Annotated in this window: 20 protein-coding genes; 17 read left to right on the top strand and 3 right to left on the bottom strand. The window is 69.8% G+C overall.

Translation table 11 applies throughout. From position 1 onward, the window contains the following. The first annotated feature begins 57 nt into the window (after positions 1–57). From ACFWQG_RS13400 to ACFWQG_RS13360, 9 genes are all read left to right on the top strand, one after another. Positions 58–1,110, top strand: a complete 1,053-nt coding sequence (locus ACFWQG_RS13400; protein WP_378508117.1) for a YeiH family protein — start codon at positions 58–60, stop codon at positions 1,108–1,110. A 129-nt stretch (positions 1,111–1,239) separates the two neighbouring features. Further along, entirely contained in the window at positions 1,240–1,734 is a 495-nt protein-coding gene (locus tag ACFWQG_RS13395) for a hypothetical protein (RefSeq protein WP_378508116.1), read from the top strand. Between the two features lie 125 nt (positions 1,735–1,859). Further along, on the top strand, positions 1,860–3,224 hold the full coding sequence (locus ACFWQG_RS13390) for an MFS transporter (RefSeq protein ID WP_378508115.1): 1,365 nt from the start codon (positions 1,860–1,862) through the stop codon (positions 3,222–3,224). Between the two features lie 148 nt (positions 3,225–3,372). After that, positions 3,373–5,052 carry an AMP-binding protein gene (locus ACFWQG_RS13385; protein WP_378508114.1) on the top strand — a complete coding sequence of 560 codons (1,680 nt, stop codon included), beginning with the start codon at positions 3,373–3,375 and terminating at the stop codon, positions 5,050–5,052. Positions 5,053–5,061: 9 nt separating this feature from the next. After that, positions 5,062–6,726, top strand: a complete 1,665-nt coding sequence (locus ACFWQG_RS13380; protein WP_378508113.1) for a sigma-54-dependent Fis family transcriptional regulator — start codon at positions 5,062–5,064, stop codon at positions 6,724–6,726. A 134-nt stretch (positions 6,727–6,860) separates the two neighbouring features. Continuing rightward, on the top strand, positions 6,861–8,363 hold the full coding sequence (locus ACFWQG_RS13375; protein WP_378508112.1) for an aldehyde dehydrogenase family protein: 1,503 nt from the start codon (positions 6,861–6,863) through the stop codon (positions 8,361–8,363). Positions 8,364–8,418: 55 nt separating this feature from the next. Continuing rightward, positions 8,419–9,531, top strand: coding sequence for an NDMA-dependent alcohol dehydrogenase (locus tag ACFWQG_RS13370; RefSeq protein ID WP_378508111.1), 1,113 nt, complete (start codon positions 8,419–8,421; stop codon positions 9,529–9,531). 101 nt (positions 9,532–9,632) lie between these two features. Then, the gene (locus ACFWQG_RS13365) at positions 9,633–10,205 is read left to right on the top strand and encodes a pentapeptide repeat-containing protein (protein WP_378508110.1); all 573 of its coding nucleotides are present in this window, start codon (positions 9,633–9,635) and stop codon (positions 10,203–10,205) included. Positions 10,206–10,321: 116 nt separating this feature from the next. Beyond that, positions 10,322–10,612 carry a GlsB/YeaQ/YmgE family stress response membrane protein gene (locus ACFWQG_RS13360; RefSeq protein ID WP_378508109.1) on the top strand — a complete coding sequence of 97 codons (291 nt, stop codon included), beginning with the start codon at positions 10,322–10,324 and terminating at the stop codon, positions 10,610–10,612. 78 nt (positions 10,613–10,690) lie between these two features. On the opposite strand, the gene ACFWQG_RS13355 is transcribed toward ACFWQG_RS13360, so the two are convergent. Both ACFWQG_RS13355 and ACFWQG_RS13350 read right to left on the bottom strand, forming a co-directional pair. Then, a complete protein-coding gene (locus tag ACFWQG_RS13355) occupies positions 10,691–11,020 on the bottom strand; it encodes a YnfA family protein (protein ID WP_378508108.1) in 330 nt (109 codons plus the stop codon). 114 nt (positions 11,021–11,134) lie between these two features. Beyond that, positions 11,135–11,734 carry a TetR/AcrR family transcriptional regulator gene (locus ACFWQG_RS13350; protein WP_378508107.1) on the bottom strand — a complete coding sequence of 200 codons (600 nt, stop codon included), beginning with the start codon at positions 11,732–11,734 and terminating at the stop codon, positions 11,135–11,137. A 104-nt stretch (positions 11,735–11,838) separates the two neighbouring features. Here ACFWQG_RS13350 and ACFWQG_RS13345 point away from each other — a divergent pair, with 104 nt between their 5' ends. From ACFWQG_RS13345 to ACFWQG_RS13320, 6 genes are read left to right on the top strand one after another with little or no spacing between them, the layout of a single operon-like run. Further along, positions 11,839–13,398: a carboxyl transferase domain-containing protein gene (locus ACFWQG_RS13345; protein ID WP_378508106.1), complete on the top strand. Its 1,560-nt coding sequence runs from the start codon at positions 11,839–11,841 to the stop codon at positions 13,396–13,398. 5 nt (positions 13,399–13,403) lie between these two features. Continuing rightward, positions 13,404–15,440: a biotin carboxylase N-terminal domain-containing protein gene (locus ACFWQG_RS13340; RefSeq protein WP_378508105.1), complete on the top strand. Its 2,037-nt coding sequence runs from the start codon at positions 13,404–13,406 to the stop codon at positions 15,438–15,440. A 6-nt stretch (positions 15,441–15,446) separates the two neighbouring features. After that, a complete protein-coding gene (locus ACFWQG_RS13335; protein ID WP_378508104.1) occupies positions 15,447–16,610 on the top strand; it encodes an acyl-CoA dehydrogenase family protein in 1,164 nt (387 codons plus the stop codon). Further along, entirely contained in the window at positions 16,607–17,101 is a 495-nt protein-coding gene (locus ACFWQG_RS13330; RefSeq protein WP_378508103.1) for a MaoC family dehydratase, read from the top strand. The genes ACFWQG_RS13335 and ACFWQG_RS13330 overlap by 4 nt, the downstream gene beginning before the upstream one ends. Continuing rightward, entirely contained in the window at positions 17,098–17,922 is an 825-nt protein-coding gene (locus ACFWQG_RS13325; RefSeq protein WP_378508102.1) for an HpcH/HpaI aldolase/citrate lyase family protein, read from the top strand. The genes ACFWQG_RS13330 and ACFWQG_RS13325 overlap by 4 nt, the downstream gene beginning before the upstream one ends. Before the next feature lie 2 nt (positions 17,923–17,924). Beyond that, on the top strand, positions 17,925–19,928 hold the full coding sequence (locus ACFWQG_RS13320; protein ID WP_378508101.1) for an acetoacetate--CoA ligase: 2,004 nt from the start codon (positions 17,925–17,927) through the stop codon (positions 19,926–19,928). Positions 19,929–19,979: 51 nt separating this feature from the next. Here the strand turns inward: ACFWQG_RS13320 and ACFWQG_RS13315 are convergent, their stop codons facing one another. Then, a complete protein-coding gene (locus ACFWQG_RS13315; protein ID WP_378508100.1) occupies positions 19,980–20,858 on the bottom strand; it encodes an alpha/beta fold hydrolase in 879 nt (292 codons plus the stop codon). Positions 20,859–20,950: 92 nt separating this feature from the next. Here ACFWQG_RS13315 and ACFWQG_RS13310 point away from each other — a divergent pair, with 92 nt between their 5' ends. Together ACFWQG_RS13310 and ACFWQG_RS13305 are read left to right on the top strand one after the other, a co-directional pair. Continuing rightward, a complete protein-coding gene (locus ACFWQG_RS13310; protein ID WP_378508099.1) occupies positions 20,951–21,448 on the top strand; it encodes a MarR family transcriptional regulator in 498 nt (165 codons plus the stop codon). 85 nt (positions 21,449–21,533) lie between these two features. Beyond that, a complete protein-coding gene (locus ACFWQG_RS13305) occupies positions 21,534–22,169 on the top strand; it encodes a hypothetical protein (RefSeq protein ID WP_378508098.1) in 636 nt (211 codons plus the stop codon). Positions 22,170–22,340: the final 171 nt, after the last annotated feature.

Below are 22,340 nucleotides of genomic sequence, written 5' to 3'. Positions count from 1 at the left end.
TAGCCATGGCGGATCGAGGGCTACCGGAACGACCAGGCGTGCGCCAGTGTTCATGGCATGTCCAGCGATGTCGGTGCACCCCCCACCCCGCCCGCCGTCTCCGCGGCGACCCCCCGGTCCCGCGCCGTTGGCACGGTCGTCGGCGTCGCGGTGTGCGCGTTCGGTGCCGCGCTCGCGATGGGCATCGGCCGGCTGGTCCCCGCGGTCAGCCCCCTCCTCATCGCGATCGTGGCGGGTGCCTTGCTGGCGAACCTGGTGGCGCTGCCCGCCAGGATTCGTCCCGGCCTCGACTTCTCCGCGAAGCGACTCCTCCGGGTGGGGGTGGCCCTGCTCGGCCTGCAACTGATGTTCAGCGACGTGGCCGACCTTGGCTGGGGGGTGATCGCGGTCGTGGTGGCGGTCGTCGTCGCCGGCATCGCGGGCACGATGTGGGTGGGTGCGCTGCTCGGGTTGTCGTGGACGCAGCGGATCCTGATCGCGTGCGGCTTCTCGATCTGTGGTGCCGCGGCGGTCGCCGCGACCGACGGCGTCGTCAACGCGAAGGAGGAGGAACTGCTCACCGCGGTGGCGCTCGTTGCGGTCTTCGGGACCGTGATGATCCCGGCGATCCCCCTCCTCGCGCGGATGCTCGGGCTCACCGACCGGCAGTCCGGGATGTGGGCGGGCGCGTCGATCCACGAAGTCGCGCAGGTCGTCGCCGCGGGCGGCGTCATCGGCGGTGGCGCGCTCGCCGTCGCGACCGTCGTCAAGCTGGCCCGGGTCCTGATGCTCGCGCCGGTCATGGCGTATCTCGGAGCCCGGCAGCGTCGAATGGTCACCGGCGGTCGAATGGCGAGGGGCGAAGGAACGCAGCCGCCGCTGGTGCCGATGTTCGTCGTCGGCTTCCTCGCATGCGTGACACTGCGCTCGACCGGACTGCTCCCGCAGCAGGTCCTCGACATCGCCGGGCCGGTGCAGACCGCGCTGCTGGCCGCCGCGATGTTCGCGCTCGGCCTCGGCGTTCGGCTGAGCCTGCTCAGGTCGATGGGCCCGCGCCCGGTCGTTCTCGCCGCGCTGTCCACGGTGTGGGTCGCCGTCGTCGCGCTGATCGGTGTGCTGGTGGTGGCGTGACGACGGCTTCCTCACCGGGCTATAGCCCCGGGGTCGGGTCGGGTAGCTGCCGCCGCCGCGCCGGGGCGCGAGATGATGAAGCCCCACCGCCGCGGCGAACGCGCGGCGACACGACAGAGGAGATGCGCAATGGCCTTCGCAGGCAACGTGGATGAGCTGGCCCTACTGCAGTCGGTGCGGCTCAAGGGCGCGGTGACGCCGCCGGTGCTCGCCGTGCAGCTTGGGGTGGGGGAGTCCTCCGCGCAGGCAGCGCTCACCGCCCTGGTCGAGATGGGCCGGGCCGTCGCCGACGACGCAGGCTCGGTCACCCTCACCGCGGAGGGAGTCACCGAGCTCGACACCCAGCTCGACGCCGAACGGGTGTCGATCGACGAGTTCCTGTTCGCGGAGGTCGTCGAGCGGTTCGAGCCGCTGGACGCCGAGTTCTCCGACGCGAGCGGCGACCCCGACAAGCTCGCGGACCTGGACCGCCGCGCCGCCGACGTGTTCGACGACGTCTCCGCCTACGTGCCGCGGCTCGCGCGCTACCAGGAACTGCTCGCCGACACCGTCGCGGACGCTGGCGCGTACGCGGTCGTGTGGTCGGAGCTGCGCACGGAGATCCTCAGCGCGGCGGGCCGCTGACCTAGGTGTGACGCGGCTCACCCCTCCCCCCTTTCGGGGGTGGTTTGGGGGTGAGCCGCGTCACTACCTTTTCTCGCAACCCCGGCGATCTGGGCCGGGGACCCCGCACTGCGAGAAGAGGACCCATGACCACAGTCTCGTCCGACCCGGCACCCCCGGGAGTGTCCGCCGACCCTGCGAAGGCCGTCGCGACCGCGCCCGCGACGCGGACGAGCGTGCGCCGGGTGGCGGTCGCCAGCTGCATCGGCACGACCATCGAGTTCTACGACTTCTTCATCTACGGGACGGCAGCGGCACTCGTCTTCCCGACCGTGTTCTTCCCCGCGCTCGGATCCACCGCGGGAACCGTGGCCTCGTTCGCCACCTTCGCGGTCGCGTTCGTCGCGCGGCCGGTCGGTGCCATGCTGTTCGGGCACTACGGTGACCGGATCGGGCGCAAGAAGACCCTGGTTTCCACCCTGCTGTTGATGGGCATCTCCACGTTGCTGATCGGCCTGCTGCCCAGTGCGGCGACGATCGGTGTCGCGGCCCCGGTGATTCTGGTGCTGCTGCGCTTCGCACAGGGGTTCGCCGTCGGCGGCGAATGGGCGGGCGCGACCCTGCTCACCGCCGAGTACGCGCCGCCCGGCAAACGCGGCCTGTACGCGATGTTCCCGCAGCTGGGCCCCGCGATCGCGTTCATCCTCTCGTCGGGGACGTTCCTCGCCACCGGCGCGGTGCTCGGCGACACCAACGAGGCGTTCCTGACCTGGGGCTGGCGGGTGCCGTTCCTCTTCTCGATCGTGCTCGTCGGCATCGGCCTGTACATGCGGCTCGCGATCGAGGAGACGCCGGTGTTCCGGGCCAACCAGGCCACGCGGGCCACCCAGGCCGACACATCGAGCGCCCGGCTACCGTTCGCCGACGCCTGGCGGCATCAGAGCAAGGAGATCCTGCTGTCCGCGGGCGCCCTTGCCACCCTGTTTGCGTTCTTCTACATGGGCACCGCGTTCCTCACCAGTTACGGCACAACGACCCTCGGCTTCTCGCGACCGTTCGTGCTGTCGGTCGGCATCGCATCGGCGGTCGTATTCGGCGCCGCCATCGTGGTGTCCGCCCTGTACTCCGATCGGATCGGCCGCCGCAGGGTGATCATGGCGTCCTGTGTCGCCGCGTTCGTCTGGGCGTTGGCGCTGTTCCCGATCCTCGACTCGGGCAGCCCGGCGGCGTTCGCGATCGGCATGTTCGGCACCCTCGCGATCTTCGGGATCGCCTATGGGCCGTGCGGAGCGCTGCTCCCGGAGATGTTCGCGACCCGCTACCGCTACACCGGCGCCGGGCTCGGCTACAACCTGGCGGGGGTGCTCGGCGGCGCGATCCCGCCGCTGCTCGCGGCGCCGCTCGCGGCCTCGTTCGGGGGCATCGCGATCGGTGTGCTGCTTGCCGCGCTGGCGGTGCTCAGCTTCGTCTGCACCCGCGCGTTGGTCGAGACCAAGGACCTGACGCTGTAGGACGACGTCCGTCGGGTCGGATGTCCTGTTCTCGGACAGTTGCCGGCAGCCGATCCGACGGACTATGTCGTGGATCACACCCATGCGAGTAGTTTCGATTGCACCCCGTCCGGCGGCCTCGGTGGCCGGACGTGAAGGAGGACCAGCAATGACCGGGACCGTGTCGGATGCCGCAGCAGTGGACGGGTCGGGCTCACCCACGCTGCCCAGTTATGCGTCGGGAGTGTGGGACGCCCCGATGCTGGGGGACACCATCGGCGACAACCTGGACCGGACCGTCGCCGCCCACGGCGACCGGGATGCGCTCGTCGACCACGCCAGCGGTCGCCGCTGGACGTACACGCAGTTCGCCGCCGACGTGGACGCCATCGCGGCGGGTCTGCTGGACCGCGGGGTCGCGAAGGGTGACCGGGTGGGTATCTGGGCGCCGAACTGCCCGGAATGGGCGATCGTGCAGTACGCGACAGCAAAGATCGGCGCGATCCTGGTCACCATCAACCCCGCCTACCGGTCGCACGAACTGCGGTACGTCCTCGAACAGGCGGGCATCGTGATGCTGATTTCCGCGGCCCAGTTCCGGACCTCCGACTACGCGGCGATGATCGAGGAGGTGCGGCCGTCCTGCCCCGCGCTCGGCTCGGTGATCCTGCTCGGCAGTCCCGACTGGCTGGCGCTGCTCGAGGAGGGCCGGGAATTGCACGCCGCCGACCCGTCCGCACTGCGGACGGCCCAGGCCGGGTTGTCCGCGGACGATCCAATCAACATTCAGTACACCTCGGGGACAACGGGTTTCCCGAAGGGTGCGACACTCAGTCACCACAACATCCTGAACAATGGCTACTTCGTCGGCGAGCTCTGCCACTACACCGAACTGGACCGAGTGTGCATCCCGGTGCCGTTCTATCACTGCTTCGGGATGGTGATGGGCAACCTCGCCTGCACCAGTCACGGTGCGGCGATGGTGATCCCGGCGCCCGCCTTCGACCCGGCGGCGACGCTCGCCGCGGTGCAGGCCGAGCGTTGCACGTCGCTGTACGGGGTGCCGACGATGTTCATCGCGGAACTCGCCGACCCCGGCTTCGCCGACTACAACCTGTCGAGCCTGCGCACCGGCATCATGGCGGGCTCGCCGTGCCCGGTGGAGGTGATGAAGCAGGTGATGGAGCAGATGGGCATGACCGAGGTATCCATCTGCTACGGGATGACCGAGACCTCGCCGGTGTCGCTGCAGACCCGCGCCGACGACACCGTCGACCAGCGGGTGTCCACGGTCGGCCGGGTCGGACCGCACCTCGAGGTGAAGATCGTCGACCCGGCAACGGGATTGACGGTGGCCCGGGGTGAGCCCGGTGAGCTGTGCACCCGCGGGTACTCGGTGATGCTCGGGTACTGGAATGACCCGGAGAAGAGTGCCGAGGCGATTGACGGTGCCCGGTGGATGCACACGGGCGACGTCGGGGTGATGGACACCGACGGGTACGTCGCGATCACCGGACGGATCAAGGACATGGTGATCCGCGGCGGTGAGAACATCTATCCCCGCGAGATCGAGGAGTTTCTCTACACCCACCCCGACGTCCTCGACGCGCAGGTGATCGGGGTCCCGGACACCAAGTACGGCGAGGAACTGATGGTGTGGGTGCGAATGCGGGACGGCGCAACCCCCCTCGACGCGGACACCCTGCGCGCCTATTGCACCGGGCAGCTCGCGCACTACAAGATTCCGCGGTACGTCCATGTCGTCGACGAGTTCCCGATGACCGTCACCGGCAAGGTGCGCAAGATCGAGATGCGGGAAATGTCCGTCCGCCTGATCGGGCGGACGTAGGGGCCCGGCATGGGTGGCGTCGGTGGGTGCGGTGGTCCGGTGATTCGCCCGGAGATCGCCCTGTCGTGGAAGCGATCGGAACTCAGTGGTGTCGACCCGGCAGGAAGCTACGACGCGCGTCCGTCCGGGGACGTCGACCCGGCGTCACGGCTGCTGCGGGCGGCGCGTCCCGTCCTCGACGAGATCGGGGTGCAGATAGCGGGCACCGAACTGTGCGTGCTGCTTGCCGACCCGGGCTGCCGGATCGTGGCCCGGGTCTTCGACAATCCCGCCGTCGAGCGCCAGCTGGAACTGCTGGGGGTGACCGTCGGCTCCCGATTCGGTGAGGATCATGCCGGCACCAACGCGCTCGGCACACCGCTGGAGGTGCGCCGCGGCGTCGTGGTCAACGGGCCGGAGCACTACCTGGAGCAGTTCAAGAACCTCAGCTGCTACGGGCACCCCATCATCCACCCGGTGACCAGGAGGGTCGAGGGCATTCTCGACCTGACGTGTATCGGGCCGCAGGTGAATTCGCTGTTCGCGCCGTTCCTGCAACGCGCGGCGGGCGACATCGAGCACCGGCTGCTCGAGGGGGCCCGCGCCTCGCAGCGCAGGCTGGTCGACGCCTTCCAACGGGTCTCGCCGCAGCGGCAGGTCGCGGTCGCCGCGGTTGCCGACGACCTGCTGCTGTCCAACCACGCGGCGCAGGAGATGCTCGACGCCGCCGACCACGCCGCCCTGCGGGGACTGGCGGCGGACCTGAGACCGGATCAGTCCCGCACGGCCCGTGTCGAACTCGTGTCGGGGGAGGCGGTGTCGGTGCGGGTGGAGCGGATCGCCGGAGCCGACGGCGGGACCCTGTTCCAGGTGGAGCCGGTGCACCGTGACACGATCCCGGTGCCACGGACCGCGACACCGTCGGCGGGCGGCCGTATTCGCTCCGAGCTGGAGCGGGCCCGCGGACGCGACGTTCCGGTGGCGATCCTGGGTGAGCCGGGGTCGGGCCGCACCTCGGCCGCCCGCGACGTGCTCGGCTCCGGGGATGCGCGGTGGTTCGACGCGTCGCGGATCGCGGTGCAGGGCACCAAGTCCTGGATCGCTGGCCTCGCCCGGTGCCTGCAGGCAGGCACACCGGTGGTGATCGAGCAGGTGCAGTTGCTGCCGGAGTCGGCGCACCCGCTGGTCGCGGACGCCCTCGCCGGGACCGAGCCCCGGGTGGTCGTCACCGCATGCCCCGACACCGACCTGCCCCGCTCGGTGGCCGCCCTGATTGCCCGTTGTCCCGAACGGATCACACTGCCGCCGTTACGGAACCGCCGCGCCGAGGTGCCGGACATCGCCCGGTCGATGCTCGCCGGGATCGCTTCAGGAAGCCGGCTGACGGCCTCGGCGCTCGCCGCCCTCGGCGCGGCATCGTGGCCGGGGAACCTCGCCGAGTTGAAGGTCGTGCTGACCGCGGCAGCGGACCGGATGCCGCGTTCCGGTGGCCGAATCACGTTGTCGGACCTGCCGGAGCAGTACCGAGCATCCGGCCGGGTATCCCGACTCGGTGGGCGTGAGCGCGCCGAGCGGCAGGCGATCGTCGACGCCCTCGCCGAGTGCAGCGGAAACAAGGTGCACGCGGCCGCCCAGCTCGGGATTAGCCGGAGCACCCTCTACACCCGGATGCGCGCCCTCGAGATCACCACCTGACGCGGGCGCCGACTGTCCGAAGCCCGGACAGTTGCGGGCCGTCCGGACAGGGAAATGTGGTTTGCGGCACATCGTTTCCGTCCGAACGGCCCGCACCGCGGGCAGCTCGACCCCCTCGCACCGAAGGAGCTCCGATGACCGCGATCGCCGACCACCCCCTCGCCGCCCGGGTACGGGATTTCCTCGCAGGCGGCCCGAAGAAGCTCCTGATCGGAGGAGAATGGATCGAGGCGGCCTCGGGCCGTACGTTCGCCACCAACGACCCGGCGACCGGGAATCCGCTCACCGAGGTCGCGCACGGGCAGGCCGAGGACGTTGACCGGGCGGTGCGGGCGGCCCGTCGGGCCTTCGACGAGGGCCCGTGGGCGTCCATGAAACCCAATGAGCGCGAACGGTTGATCTGGCGGGTGGGTGACATTCTCACCGAACGTGCCGAGGAGTTCGGGCAGCTCGAGGCCCTCGACAACGGCAAGTCCGCCGCGATCGCGACCGCCGTCGACATGGCATGGGCGGCCGACGTGTTCCGGTACTACGCCGGGTGGGCCACCAAGATCGAGGGCAGCACGGTCAACGTGTCGATGCCGTTCGCCCCCGACGCGCAGTTCCATGCGTACACCCTGCGGGAGCCGGTCGGGGTGTGTGGACTGATCGTGCCGTGGAACTTCCCGCTGCTGATGGCATCGTGGAAGTTGGCGCCCGCACTCGCCGCGGGCAACACGGTGATCCTCAAGCCTGCCGAGCAGACACCGCTGACGGCGCTGCTGCTCGGCGAGGTGTTCCAGGAGGCCGGGTTCCCGCCCGGTGTGGTGAACATCGTCAGCGGCTTCGGTGATGCGGGCGCGGCGCTGGCCGCGCACGACGATGTCGACAAGGTCGCGTTCACCGGGTCGACGGAGGTCGGCAAGAAGATCGTCGACGCGTCGAGAGGCAACCTGAAGAAGGTGACCCTCGAACTCGGTGGCAAGAGCCCGAACATCGTGTTTGCCGACGCGGACTTCGATGCGGCGGTGCAGGGTTCGCTGAACGCCTGGCTGTTCAACCACGGCCAGTGCTGCGTCGCAGGAACCCGATTGTTCGTGGAGGACACCATCTTCGAGGAGTTCACCCAGGCGGTCGCGGACGCGGCCAGTCGGGTGACGATCGGTCCCGGCCTCGACCCGACCACCCAACTCGGACCGCTGGTGTCGCAGGAACAGTTTGACAAGGTCACCGGCTATCTCGCGGCGGGCCTCGCGGACGGGGCCCGCGCGCTCACCGGCGGCAAGCGGTGGGGCGAGACCGGCTACTTCGTCGAACCCACCGTCTTCGTCGACGTCAAGCCCGAGTTCTCCATCGTCCGTGAGGAGATCTTCGGCCCCGTCGTCGCTGCGCTCCCGTTCAACGCCGAAGACGGGGTCGCGGCCGCGGCCAACGACTCGATCTACGGGCTCGCGGCGGGCATCTGGACCAGGGACATCTCCAGGGCGCACCGCACCGCGCGGCAGATCAAGGCCGGCTCGGTGTGGATCAACCAGTACAACGGCTTCGACACCGCGATGCCGTTCGGCGGCTACAAGCAGTCCGGGTGGGGACGCGAACTCGGCGCCGCCGGACTCGACGCCTACACGACCACCAAGTCCGTCAACGTCGCGCTGTGACAGTACGACCCGACCCTCCCGCCCCCGACCGGTTCGCTCGCAGAAGGAGAATCAGATGAAGACCACCGCAGCAGTCCTGCTCGAGGCGGGCAGGCCGTTCGAGATCATGGAACTCGATCTGGACGGTCCCGGCCCCGGTGAGGTGCTGATCAAGTACACCGCGGCGGGCCTGTGCCATTCGGACCTGCATCTCACCGACGGTGACCTGCCGCCGCGGTACCCGATTGTCGGCGGCCACGAGGGCTCCGGGATCGTCGAGGAGGTCGGCCCCGGCGTCACCAAGGTCAAGCCCGGCGATCACGTGGTGTGCAGCTTCATCCCGAACTGCGGCACCTGCCGCTACTGCTCAACCGGCCGCCAGAACCTCTGCGACATGGGCGCCACCATCCTCGAAGGGTCGATGCCGGACGGTTCGTTCCGATTCCACGGCAGGGGAATGGATTTCGGCGCCATGTGCATGCTCGGCACCTTCGCCGAGCGCGCCACCATCTCCCAGCATTCGGTGGTCAAGGTCGACGACTGGCTGCCGCTGGAGACGGCCGTCCTCGTCGGCTGCGGTGTCCCGTCCGGGTGGGGGACCGCGGTCAACGCCGGCAACCTGCGGGCCGGGGACACCGCCGTCGTCTACGGGGTCGGCGGTCTCGGCATCAACGCCATCCAGGGTGCGGTGAGCGCGGGGTGCAAGTACGTGGTCGCGGTGGATCCGGTACCGCTTAAGCGCGAGACCGCGCTGAAATTCGGTGCCACCCACGCTTTTCCGGACGCCGCCTCCGCCGCAGCGAAGGTGTCGGAGCTGACCTGGGGACAGGGCGCGGACGCCGCCCTGATCCTGGTCGGCACGGTGGACGAGGAGGTCGTCGGCGCGGCGACCGCGGTGGTCGGCAAGGGCGGAACCGTCGTCATCACCGGCCTGGCGAACCCGGAGAAGCTGACGGTCCACGTGTCGGGCTGCGACCTGACCCTGAACCAGAAGACGATCAAGGGTTCGCTGTTCGGTTCGATGAATCCGCAGTACGACATCGTCAAGCTGCTGCGCCTCTACGACGCCGGGCAGTTGAAGCTCGACGAGCTCGTCACCACCAGGTACCGCCTCGAGGACGTCAACCAGGGCTACGAGGACCTGCGGAACGGCAAGAACATTCGCGGCGTGATCGTCCACGGTTCCTGACCCCGGCGGGCGGCGCCGCACGGCCGGTCATCGGTCGTGCGGCGCCGTGCGTGGTGCTGTTAGGTTGACGCCGTCAACCAGAATGCCCATTCGGAGGTGCGATGACGTCGGCAGCGCGAACCAGTCCAATCGACCTGCTCGGCACGGACGTGGCCGCATGGAATGCGTATCGGTCCAGCGACGACGGAGCGGTCGACCTGGGCGATGCGGACCTCGCAGGCGCGATGCTGGCCGGCGCGAACCTGGCGGGGGTCGACCTCACCGGCGCGGACCTGTCGGGGGCCGTCCTCGTCGACGCCACCCTGGCGGGCGCGCGTCTCGTCTCCGCGGACCTCGTCGGTGCCGACCTGACGCGAGCCGATCTCAGCGGCGTGCGGGCGCACGACGCCAACCTCACCGGCGCGTACCTCACCCGGTCCCGACTCCGGGACGCCGACCTGACGATGGCGTATCTGACGTCGACCTACCTCGGGCACGCCGACCTGACCGGTGCCGACCTGTCCGACGCCTATCTGACCGGCGCCTACCTCGGCGATGCCGACCTGACCGGCGTCATCCTGACCGGCGCCTACCTGGGGAAGGTCAACCTGACCGGGGCGACCCTCGACGCGACCGACCTGACGGGTGCGGACCTGACCGACGCCGTCCTGCCGGACGGCACCACCGCGGACTGACGCCGTCGTCGTCGGCGCCATTGCGCGGCAATGGGGTTCCGCTCGGCGTTGGACTGTGCCACCATCGAGGGGTTACAGACTTCTCGTCCCGCTCGGTGTCCGAGAGGAGAATCGCAATGTTCTGGAACATCGTCGGCACCATCATCTTCGGTGCCCTGATCGGCGTGCTCGCCCGCCTGATCATCCCCGGAAAGCAGGCAATGGGGTGGATCATCACGGTGGTGCTCGGCATCGCAGGCGCCCTCATCGGATATTGGGTGTGGGACGGGTTGCTCGGCCAGGGCGACACCGGCGGCGTCGACTGGATCCGCTGGGTCATCAGCATCGCGGCAGCGGCCGTCCTCGCCCTCGGCTACCAGGCGATCGCTCGGGGAATGGACCATTCCGGTCCCGCCAGGCACGCGTAGTCCTCGGGGGTGCCGCCCGGCGTCGCCCCGCTCCCGGTCAACGAGATCCTGGTGCGTCGCGCGGTGTTCGCGGCGCGGCTACCGGGGTGAGTACATGATGACGGCGACGCCGGCAAGGCAGATCAGCGCGCCGAGAAGGTCCCAGCGGTCGGGCCGGAATCCGTCGAGGGCCATCGCCCACACCAGCGAGCCCGCGACGAACACGCCCCCGTACGCGGCGAGGATCCGGCCGAAGTTCGCATCCGGTTGCAGCGTCGCGACGAACCCGTAGACGCCGAGGGCGAGCACCCCGAGACCGGCAACCAGCCAGCCACGGTGCTCCCGCACGCCCTGCCACACCAGCCAGGCGCCGCCGATCTCGAACACGGCTGCGATGGCGAACAGGGCAATGGACTTGGCGACGGTCATGTCAGGACGGTATCGGGGGCGTGCTGCCTGGCCGCGGCCTACCGTGGGGGTGTGTCCGCGTTCGGCGTCGCCGATGGCGCGTGGAAACGTCCGCGCGCCTGGCGTGTCACGCGGTCAGACGCCGGGGGCGAGCGCCGCCGCCGTCATCCGGCGCAGCACGTCGCGGGTGTGGCTGGGGGTGGTCCGCGCCGCGCTGTGCGGCGTCGAGTTGATCAGGCCAAACGTCGCGTGCGCCTTGGTGCGGGCCTCCGTCTCGGTCAGCGCGGGATCGGTCTCGCGCAGCACCTGAACCCACAGTTCGACGTACCGTCGCTGGAACTGTCGCACCTGTCGCCGCGCCGCGTCGGGCAGCGAGGCGAGGTCGCGGTCCTGCACCCGGATCAGGTCGGATTCGCCCAGCGCGAAGTCGAGGTGGAATTCGACCAGGCCCGCGAGCGCGGCGGCCGGGTCCCGCGCCCCCTCGACCACGTCGGTGCCGCCGTCGAACAGGCGCGCGCTGATGTCGACGAGCAGTTCGACCAGCAGGGCCTCCTTGTTCGGGAAGTGCCGGTACACGGCGGGCCCGCTGATCCCGACCGCGGACCCAAGGTCCTCCAGGCGGACGCCCGCGTAGCCGCGTTCGGCGATCAGCCGTGCGGCCGCGTGCAGCAGTTGACGGCGGCGGTCGGCCTTGGCCTGGCTCCGCCGCGTCGGGGCGGACACGTCGTCCGTCACGCAGGCACCTCCTGTGCTTCCCGGGGTATGGACAACTCAGTTAAGCACGGTTATCTTGAATTCGGTTATTGACCGTTAACCGAACTGATCAGACAGGTGGCGGAATGGGCTTCGACGGGGATCTGAACAGGACCGAACACGAGCGGCTGGTGACGGAACTGCGTGAGCGCCTTGCCGCCGCCGCGCTCGGTGGCAGCGAGCGGTCCCGGCAACGGCACGTCGACCGGGGCAAGCTTCTCCCGCGGGACCGGGTGACCACCCTGCTCGATCCGGGCAGTCCGTTCCTTGAGTTCTCGCCCCTCGCGGCGAACGGCCTCTACGACGATGAATGTCCCGGCGCGGGCATGATCGCGGGCATCGGCAGGGTTGCGGGCCGGGAATGCGTGATCGTCGCCAACGACGCGACCGTCAAGGGCGGCACCTACTACCCGATGACGGTCAAGAAGCATCTCCGCGCGCAGGAGATTGCGCTGCAGAATCACCTGCCGTGCATCTACCTCGTCGATTCCGGCGGCGCGTTCCTGCCGAGGCAGGACGAGGTGTTCCCGGACCGCGAGCACTTCGGTCGCATCTTCTACAACCAGGCCACGATGAGCGCCAAGGGGATTGCGCAGATCGCCTCGGTGATGGGGTCGTGCACCGCGGGTGGCGCCTACGTGCCCGCGATGAGCGACGAGGCCGTCATCGTCCGCAACCAGGGCACCATCTTCCTCGGTGGCCCGCCGCTGGTGAAGGCCGCGACCGGGGAGGTTGTCACCGCGGAGGAGCTCGGCGGCGGGGACCTGCACTCGAAGGTTTCCGGGGTCACCGACCACCTCGCCGCCGACGACCAGGACGCGCTGCGCATCGTGCGCAACATCGTCGCCACGCTCGGCCCGCGCGGCCCGCGGCCGTGGGAGGTCGCCGCGACCGTGGACCCGGCCGCCGATCAGTACGAGCTCTATGACGTGGTCCCCACCGACCCGCGCACCCCGTACGACGTGCACGAGGTGATCGGCCGGATCGTGGACGGCGCCGCCGAGACCGACCACCGTGACGGCACCAGCTTCCAGGAGTTCAAAGCCGAATACGGCAAGACGCTGGTCACCGGTTTCGCGCGGATCCACGGCCACCCGGTCGGCATCGTCGCCAACAACGGCGTCCTGTTCGCCGAATCCGCCATGAAGGGCGCGCATTTCATCGAGTTGTGCGACAGGCGGTCCATCCCGCTGGTATTTCTGCAGAACATCGCCGGCTTCATGGTCGGCCGCGACTACGAGGCGGGCGGCATCGCCAAGCACGGCGCAAAGATGGTCACCGCCGTCGCCTGTGCGCGGGTACCGAAGCTGACCGTCGTGATCGGCGGCTCCTACGGCGCGGGCAACTACTCGATGTGTGGGCGGGCGTACTCGCCCCGGTTCCTGTGGATGTGGCCGAACGCGCGGATCTCGGTGATGGGCGGCGAGCAGGCGGCGTCGGTGCTCGGCACCGTCGGCTCCGGCAGCGACCCGGACGCGATTCGTGCCCAGTACGAGGCGCAGGGCAACCCCTATTACTCGACCGCCCGGCTGTGGGACGACGGCATCATCGACCCGGCCGACACCAGAACTGTTCTCGGACTGGCCCTGTCGGTGTGTGCACACGCGCCGATCGAGCCCGTCTCCTACGGCGTCTTCCGGATGTGAGCGACATGACTGTGAGCGAAATGATGACGACGGCACCATCTTCCGACACCGCGGGCGGGTTTCGCACCGTCCTTGTCGCCAACCGCGGCGAGATCGCGGTCCGGGTGATCCGCACCCTGCGCGCGATGGGGATCCGCTCGGTCGCCGTCTACAGCGACGCCGACATCGACGCCAGGCACGTCCACGAGGCGGACACCGCGGTGCGGCTCGGCCCGGCGCAGGCCAGGGAGAGCTACCTCGACATCGGGAAGGTGGTGGACGCGGCGCTGCGGACCGGCGCGCAGGCCGTGCACCCGGGCTACGGATTTCTCTCCGAGAACGCGGCTTTCGCGGCGGCACTGGAGAAGGCGGGCATCGCATTCCTCGGACCGTCCGCGCATGCCATCGAGGTGATGGGCGACAAGATCACCGCCAAGAATGCGGTCGCCGCGTTTGATGTGCCCGTGGTGCCGGGCATCGCGAGGCCGGGCCTGACCGACGCCGAACTGATCGACGCCGCCGGCGAGGTCGGCTACCCGGTGCTGGTGAAACCGTCCGCGGGCGGCGGCGGCAAGGGCATGCGGCTGGTGGAGGATCCCGCGGACCTGCCCGCGGCGCTGGCCAGTGCGCGCCGGGAGGCGGCGTCCGCGTTCGGCGACGACACCCTGTTCCTGGAACGATTCGTGCTGCGGCCAAGGCACATCGAGGTGCAGGTCCTCGCCGACACCCACGGGAACGTGATCCACCTCGGCGAACGCGAGTGCAGCCTGCAGCGCCGACACCAGAAGGTCATCGAGGAGGCGCCGTCACCGCTGCTGGACGCCGCGACCCGGGCCCGGATCGGCGCTGCGGCGTGCAACACCGCCCGCAGCGTCGACTACGCGGGCGTCGGCACCGTCGAGTTCATCGTCTCCGCGGACCGTCCGGACGAGTTCTTCTTCATGGAGATGAACACCCGGTTGCAGGTCGAGCACCCGGTCACCGAGATGGTCACCGGTGTCGACCTGGTCGAATGGCAGGTGCGGGTTGCGGCAGGGGAGAAGCTGACACTCGGCCAGGACGCCGTCACGATGACCGGGCACGCGATCGAGGCCCGCGTCTACGCCGAGGACCCGGCCCGCGGCTTCCTGCCGACCGGCGGCACCGTCGTCGACCTCGTCGAGCCGAGCGGCCCCGGGGTGCGGGTGGATTCGGGACTGCGGGTCGGCACCGTCGTCGGCAGCGACTACGACCCGATGCTGTCGAAGGTCGTCGTGCACGCCGCGGATCGACCCACCGCGTTGCGGGGGTTGGACCGTGCGCTCGCCGAGACCGCGGTCCTCGGTGTGGTCACCAACGTCGACTTCGCCCGCTTCCTGCTCGCCGACCCCGACGTGGTGGCGGGCGACCTCGACACCGGCCTGCTCGACCGCAGGGTCGACGACTACCTCCCCCCCGACGCCACCGACGATCAGGTCGTCGCGGCCGGCGTGTACCGCTGGTTGACCCGATGGCCGCAGGGCCCGGCCGACCCGTGGTCGGTGCCGACCGGATGGCGGGTCGGCGGCGCAGCGCCCACCGGCATCCGGCTCGCCACCGCAACGCGCACCGAGCATGTGCGCATCACCGGTCGCCCCGAACTCGCCGCGGTGTCGCTTGAGGACGGTGAAACCCGTTCCCTGACCGCATCGTTGGACGGCGGGCTGCTGCGTGTGGTGGTGGACGGGCGTAGTGCGACGTATCGGGTTGCCGCCAACGACGGACACCTGTGGCTGGCGTCGTCGTCGGGGGTCGTGATGGTCCGCGAGGTCGCGGAGGTCAACGTCCGCACCGGCGACGCGCACGCCGGGGAGGCGGAGCTGACCAGCCCGATGCCCGGGGCGGTGATCGCGGTCGGCGTCGACTCCGGGGCCGCGGTCACCGCGGGAACCACGATCGTCGTTGTCGAGGCAATGAAGATGGAACACGCACTGACCGCACCGATCGACGGAACCGTCGAGGTGTTTGCTGCCGCGGGCGACCAGGTGAAGGTCGATCAACTGCTGGCACGAGTGATCCCGAATGCACTGAACGAGAAGGGTTGACGAGCAATGACCGACTACCTCTCCACCGGGTCGCTGCCCGACGAATACGAGCAGCTCGCCAAGACCGTCCGCGACTTCGCGCAGACCGTCGTCGCGCCGGTCGCCGCCGAGCACGACGCCAACCACACCTTCCCGTACGAGGTGATTGACGGGATGGCGGACCTCGGCCTGTTCGGTCTGCCGTTCCCCGAGGAGTACGGCGGCCAGGGCGGCGACTACTTCGCGCTGTGCTTGGCGCTTGAGGAACTCGGCAAGGTCGACCAGTCGGTCGCCATCACCCTCGAGGCCGGGGTGTCGCTCGGTGCGATGCCGGTGTACCGGTTCGGCAACGACGCCCAGAAGCAGGAGTGGTTGCCGCAGTTGACGAGTGGCCGCAGCCTGGCCGCGTTCGGGTTGACCGAGCCCGGCGCCGGGAGCGATGCTGGCGGCACCCGCACCACCGCCCGCGAAGACGGCGACAGCTGGGTGATCAACGGTAACAAGCAGTTCATCACCAACTCGGGAACGAACATCACGACGCTGGTCACCGTCACCGCGGTCACCGGGGTGAAGGACAATGGCAAGAAGGAGATCTCGACGATCCTGGTGCCCGCCGACACGCCGGGGTTCACCGCCGAACCCGCCTACAACAAGGTCGGCTGGAACGCCTCCGACACCCACCCGCTCTCCTTCGACGACGTGCGGGTCCCGCGAGAGAACCTGCTCGGGGAACGCGGTCGCGGCTACGCCAACTTCCTGCGGATCCTCGACGAGGGCCGGATCGCGATCGCGGCGTTGTCCGTCGGCGCCGCGCAGGGCTGCGTCGACGAGTCGGTGAAGTACGCGAAGGAGCGGGAGGCGTTCGGGCACCCGATCGGGGCCAACCAGGCGATCGCGTTCAAGATCGCCAGGATGGAGGCCCGCGCACACACCGCCCGCACCGCCTACTACGACGCGGCCGCATTGATGCTGTCCGGCAAGCCGTTCAAGAAGCAGGCGTCGATCGCGAAGCTGGTCGCCAGCGAGGCCGCGATGGACAACGCCCGCGATGCAACGCAGATCTTCGGCGGCTACGGCTTCATGAACGAGTACACCGTCGCCCGGCACTACCGGGACAGCAAGATCCTCGAGATCGGCGAGGGCACCACCGAGGTGCAGCTGATGCTGATCGCGCGGGAGGCGGGGCTGTGAGCGGCGCGCAGCCGCGCCGGGTGGTCCAGCGCGGGCTGTGGTTCGAGGAGTTCGAGACCGGCGTCGTCTACGAGCACCGGCCCGGCCGGACCGTCACCGAGTCCGACAACGTCCTGTTCACCACGCTGACGATGAACACGCAGGCGCTGCACCTCGACGCCGCGTTCGCCGACGCGCTGCCGCCGTTCAACGCCCGGCTGGTGAACTCGATGTTCACCCTGTCCACCCTCGTCGGCCTGTCGGTGGCGCAGCTGACGCAGGGCACCATCGTCGGCAACCTCGGGTTCTCCGAGGTCGCGTTCCCGAAGCCGCTGTTCCACGGCGACACCATGTACGCGGAGACCGTGATCGTCGACACGCGGGCGTCGAGGAGCAGGCCCGGTGAGGGCATCGTGACGTTCGCGCACACCGCCCGAAACCAGCACGGCGACGTCGTCGCCACCGCGGTCCGCACCACGATGGTCCGGATGCGGCCGGAGGGGGAGCAATGACGGAGTGGAGTCCACCGGGGCCCGCCTGGCTGTTCTGCCCGGCCGACCGGCCGGAGCGGTTCGCGAAGGCCGCCGCCGCGGCGGACGTGGTGATCCTCGACCTTGAGGACGGCGTTGCCCCGGCCGATCGGGAGGCGGCGCGACGGGCCCTGATCGACACCCCGCTCGACCCGAGGCGGACCGTCGTCCGGATCAACGCGCACGGCACCGACGACCAGCGGCTCGACCTGGAGGCGCTGCTGTCGACGAACTATCCGCGGGTGATGCTGCCCAAGTGCGAATCCGCGGACCAGGTGCGGTCGCTCGCGCCGCGGCAGGTGATCGCGCTGATCGAGTCCCCGCTCGGCGTGCTGACCGTCGCCGAATCGGTGCAGGTCGCCAACGCGATCGGCGTGATGTGGGGCGCCGAGGACCTGGTCGCCGCGCTCGGCGGGAGCTCCAGCCGCCGCGCCGACGGCACCTACCGGGACGTGGCGCGGCACGCCAGGTCGGTGTCGCTGCTCGCCGCGAAGGCGCACGGCAGGCTCGCCCTCGATGCGGTGTACCTCGACATCGGTGATCTCACCGGCCTGCGGGCCGAGGCGGACGACGCCGTCGCGGTCGGGTTCGACGCCAAGGTGTCGATCCACCCGAGCCAGGTCCCGGTGGTGCGGCAGGCGTACGCGCCGACACGGGATGACCTCGACTGGGCGCGCAGGCTGCTCGCCGCTGCGGGTGCGGAGCGCGGCGTGTTCACCTTCGAGGGCAAGATGGTGGACGCCCCGGTGTTCCGGCACGCCGAGCGGATCGTGCGTCGGGCGGGTGATCAGGAGGTCGAGTGACGATGACGGGACCACACGCAGCGGGGGACCACTCGACGGGGCCGCAGTGGGTTCCGTCGGACGAGGACGTCGAGGGGGCACGCGTCACCGACTTCGCCTCGTGGGCGGAGGGACGATGGGGTGTCCGGTTGCCCGACTACCCGACCCTGTGGCGGTGGTCCGTCGACGACCTCGACGACTTCTGGCTCTCGGTGTGGGAGTACTTCGAGGTCCAGTCGCCGACGCAGCCCGGCCCGGCCCTCGTCGATGACACGATGCCCGGCGCCCGCTGGTTCCCGGACGTGCGGCTGAACTACACCCGGCAGGCGTTGCGGCACGAGACGCGGCGCAGGCCGGCGATCCGCTACTCCGGGGAGGGTGTCGCCGACACCTCGGTGTCCTGGGCGGAACTGCGGCGGCAGGTCGGTGCGCTGGCGGCCACGTTGAAGGCACACGGCGTCGGCCAGGGGGATCGGGTCGTCGGGTATCTGCCCAACATTCCGGAAGCGGTGATCGCGTTCCTCGCGACCGCGAGCCTGGGCGCGGTGTGGGCGGCGTGCGGTCAGGACTACTCCGCACCCGCCGCCCTGGCCCGGCTCGGGCAGCTGGACCCGGTCGCGTTGATCGTCGCGGACGGGTACCGGTTCGGCGGCACGGTGCACCGACGCGACGCCGAGGTCGCGGACCTCCGCGCCGGACTGCCGACGCTGCGCCTGACGGTCCGCACCCCGCACCTCGGCGGCGCGGCCGACGACGAGTCGGCGGAGCCCGCGGGCCCGCCGCCGCCGGGGGCCGTGCTGTGCTGGGCCGAGGCGACCGCCGGGGCGGCGCCGCTGGATCCGGTCGACGTCCCATTCGACCATCCGCTGTGGGTGGTGTTCTCCAGCGGCACCACCGGGCTGCCGAAGGGCATCGTGCACGGTCACGGTGGTGTGGTGCTCGAGCATCTGAAGTCATTGGCGCTGCAGAACGACATCGGCGCCGCCGACACCCTGTTCTGGTACACCAGCCCCAGCTGGATGATGTGGAACTTCCAGGTCGCGGCGCTGCTGGTCGGTGCGACCATCGTCTGTTACGACGGCAGCCCGTCGTACCCGGCGCCGGACGCGTTGTGGGAGTTGGCGTCCCGCACTCGTGCGACGATGCTCGGCACCAGTCCCGGCTATCTGCTCGGGTGCGCGAAGGCCGGTGTGGTGCCCCGGGACGCGCACGACCTGTCCGCGTTGCGGTCGGTGGGGATCACCGGCTCCGCGCTGCCGCCGTCGTCGTCGATGTGGCTGTCCGAGAACGTCGGCGAGACGGTGCCGGTGTTCTCGATCAGTGGTGGAACCGATGTGGTGACGGCGTTCGCCGGTGGCGTCCGGACGGTGCCGGTGTGGCCGGGTGAGCTGTCGGTGCCGTACCTCGGGGTCGCCCTCGACGCGTTCGACGAGAATGGGGGGTCGGTGCGGGGCGCGGTCGGGGAGCTGGTGGTGACCCGCCCGATGCCGTCGATGCCGGTGTCGTTCTGGAACGACGCCGACGGTGCGCGCTACCGGGACGCCTACTTCGCCGACTATCCGGGGGTGTGGCGGCACGGGGACTGGATCACGATCACCGACCGGGGCAGTGTCGTGGTACACGGACGTTCGGATTCCACATTGAACCGCAACGGTATTCGAATGGGCAGCGCCGACATCTATCAGGCCGTCGAGGGGCTGCCCGAGGTGGCGGAGGCGCTCGTACTCGGCGTCGAGGGGACCGACGGCGGATACTGGATGCCGCTGTTCGTCGTCCTCGCCGAGGGGGTGGAACTCGACGACGCGCTCCGCGAGCGGATCCGCGGCGCGGTGCGAGACCAGGTGTCGCCGCGGCACGTCCCCGACGAGGTCCTCGCCGCGCCCGGCATCCCGCACACCCGCACCGGGAAGAAGCTCGAGGTGCCGCTCAAGCGGATCCTGCAGGGCGGGGATCCGTCCCGGATCGTCGATCGCAGCGCCGTCGACGCACCCGACCTGATCGACTGGTACGCCGCCCGCAAGCGGTGACGCGACCGGACGGAAGGATCGGCCCCGGTAGGCGGGGTCGATCCTTCCCGATCAGGTGGTCCGGCCGAGCGCGCGGATCAGTGCGGCGTTGAGGGTGTCCGCGGGGGTCATCGGCAGGGTGTGGTGGGTGGCGCCGTCCAGGACCGTGACGTGGGCCCGCGGCATGGTCGTCGAGATCGTGGTCGCAAGTCGGCCGCTGCGGTGTGCCTTGCTGTCGGCCGCGAGGATCACGGTTGTGTCCACCGGGGACTCGGCGAGCGCGGCGCGGCGGGGCCGTTTCGGGACGATGGTCCTCGATGTCGGAAAGTGCTCGGCGCCGAGGGCGAGGAGGGTGAGCCAATCGTCGTCGATCGGCGCCGCGTCGGTCTCCCAGCGGATGAAGGCGCGTTCCCGGGTCTCGGTGGGGCGCAGCAGGATCGGTGCGGCGCGGGCGAGGTACCGGAAGCGGAATCCCGCGAAACACGACGTGGGGTCGAGCAGAACGAGGGTCGAGACCCGGTCCGGGCGGTGGAGCGCGAAGGCGAGTGCGATCATCGCGCCGTACGAATGCCCGACGAGGCGGAATGTGTCGAGGCCAAGTCCGGTGGTGACGGCGTGCAACCAGGACAGTAGGTCGTCGGCGGTGCGCATCGGGTCGCCGTGCGCGGTGCTGCATCCCGCGTCGCCGAGCAGGTCGAGCGCGTGGACCCGGTGGTTCTCGGCGAGAGCGGCCACGTTCGCGAACCACACCGTGGAGGTCGCGCCCGCACCGGGCAGCAACACGACGGGTGGGGCATCCGCGCGGCCACAGGAGTGCACCCGGGTGGTGCCGAACCGGGACTCCACGTCGGTGCTGGTCACCTCGACGGGCCACTTTCCGAGTACGCGGTCGTAGGCGCGCCGGAAGGCGGCGCCCTCGACGCTGGCGGTGAAGTCGGCGAACGTGCGCACGGCCACTCCTTAGATAGCTCGATGAATCGAGATACTTTGGTTGTCGAGATAGTAGGGTGTCGGCATCGAGTTGTCGACACCTGGAGTTGCGGATGGACACCGGCAGCAAGGCCGACGAGAACCCGGTGCGCGGTGAGGACCCGCTCGGCACCGTCCACCGACTGCGCGCGTTGATGGTCGAACTACACCTGATCGGTGCCGAGTTCGCGCGGGTGAACGGGTTGCACGCCACCGACGTCCGCGCCCTGATCTGCCTGCTCGATGCCCGCCGTGCCGGGCGGGCCGCGACCCCGACGTGGCTGCGCGAACAGCTGCACCTCAATTCGGCGTCGGTGACCGCACTGGTTGATCGGATGGAGCGGGCGGGGCTCGTGCGGAGGACCAGGGACGAGCGGGACCGGCGACGGGTCCGCGTCGACGTCACCCCGCATGCCGTGGAACTCGGCTGGTCGTTCTTCGGTCCGGTGATCGCCAACGCGACGGCCGTGATCGGTGGGTACAGCGTCGAGGACCGCGCGGTCGTCGACCGATTCCTTGCCGACATGACCCGAGCGGTCGAGGCACAGGCGGGCGGCGAGGAAGGCGGATAGCGTACGGCGCGGTTCGGAGGTGGCAAGGCCGCACCGCGGGGTTCGCGGCGGGCGCGCCGGTGGCGTCGTCGCTACGATCGGTGGCATGGCCCTTCTGTATGACGCAGAGTTGTCTCCCACCAAGATCGACCTGATCCGAAACTGGCTGCCGCGCGCGCACTTCGGTGTCGGTGCCGCGCCCGCCTTGGAGCGGGTTGGTGCATTCCGGTTTGACGATCCGGCGGGTGAAGTCGGTGTGGAGACGCACCTGGTGCGCGGCGCCGACGACGTCATCCATCAGGTACCGATGACCTATCGTTCGACGCCGCTGGTCGGCGCGCGGCTGATCGGGGAGATGGATCATTCGGTGCTCGGGCGCCGCTACGTCTATGACGCGACAACCGACCCTGTCTACGTGCAGCAACTGCTCGTCGTTGTCTACGGCGGTGGCCGCGAGGCCGAGCAGTACATCCACGTCGATGATGCTGAGCCGAGAAGGATCGCCAGCACGGTTCGTGTCCGGGGCAGCGGGGCCGGCGGAGCCGAGGCTCCCGCCGTCACGCGGGTCAGCGTCGCGGATCACGGTGGTAGCACCATCATCGGCGCGGGCAGGATCGAAGTCGTTGTGCACCATCAACCGGTGGATGCGGATCCGGACGGACCCACGCTGGTCGGCGAGTGGGACGGTGGTCGAGGTGTGCTGGCGTCGGTAAGGCAGTTGGACGCCTCCACACCGTGGTAGCGCACCGAAACGGACTTCCCGTGGTGCCGCACGCGCCGACCTGCGCTGGTGCGGCGTTCGGACGGGCAGCCGCCCAGGCCGCGACCTATCCGGTCGTGGCCTCGGCGGCTCCGTGGTTCTATTGTGTTTCAGGGTGTTTCAGGTGCTGAACAGCAACTGTCTTCGATTGTG

Source organism: Rhodococcus sp. NPDC058532 (assembly GCF_042719255.1).
Classification (GTDB): domain Bacteria; phylum Actinomycetota; class Actinomycetes; order Mycobacteriales; family Mycobacteriaceae; genus Rhodococcus_G.
Note: the sequence above shows the minus strand (reverse complement) of the source record. Positions and strands in the feature narration are given on the sequence as shown.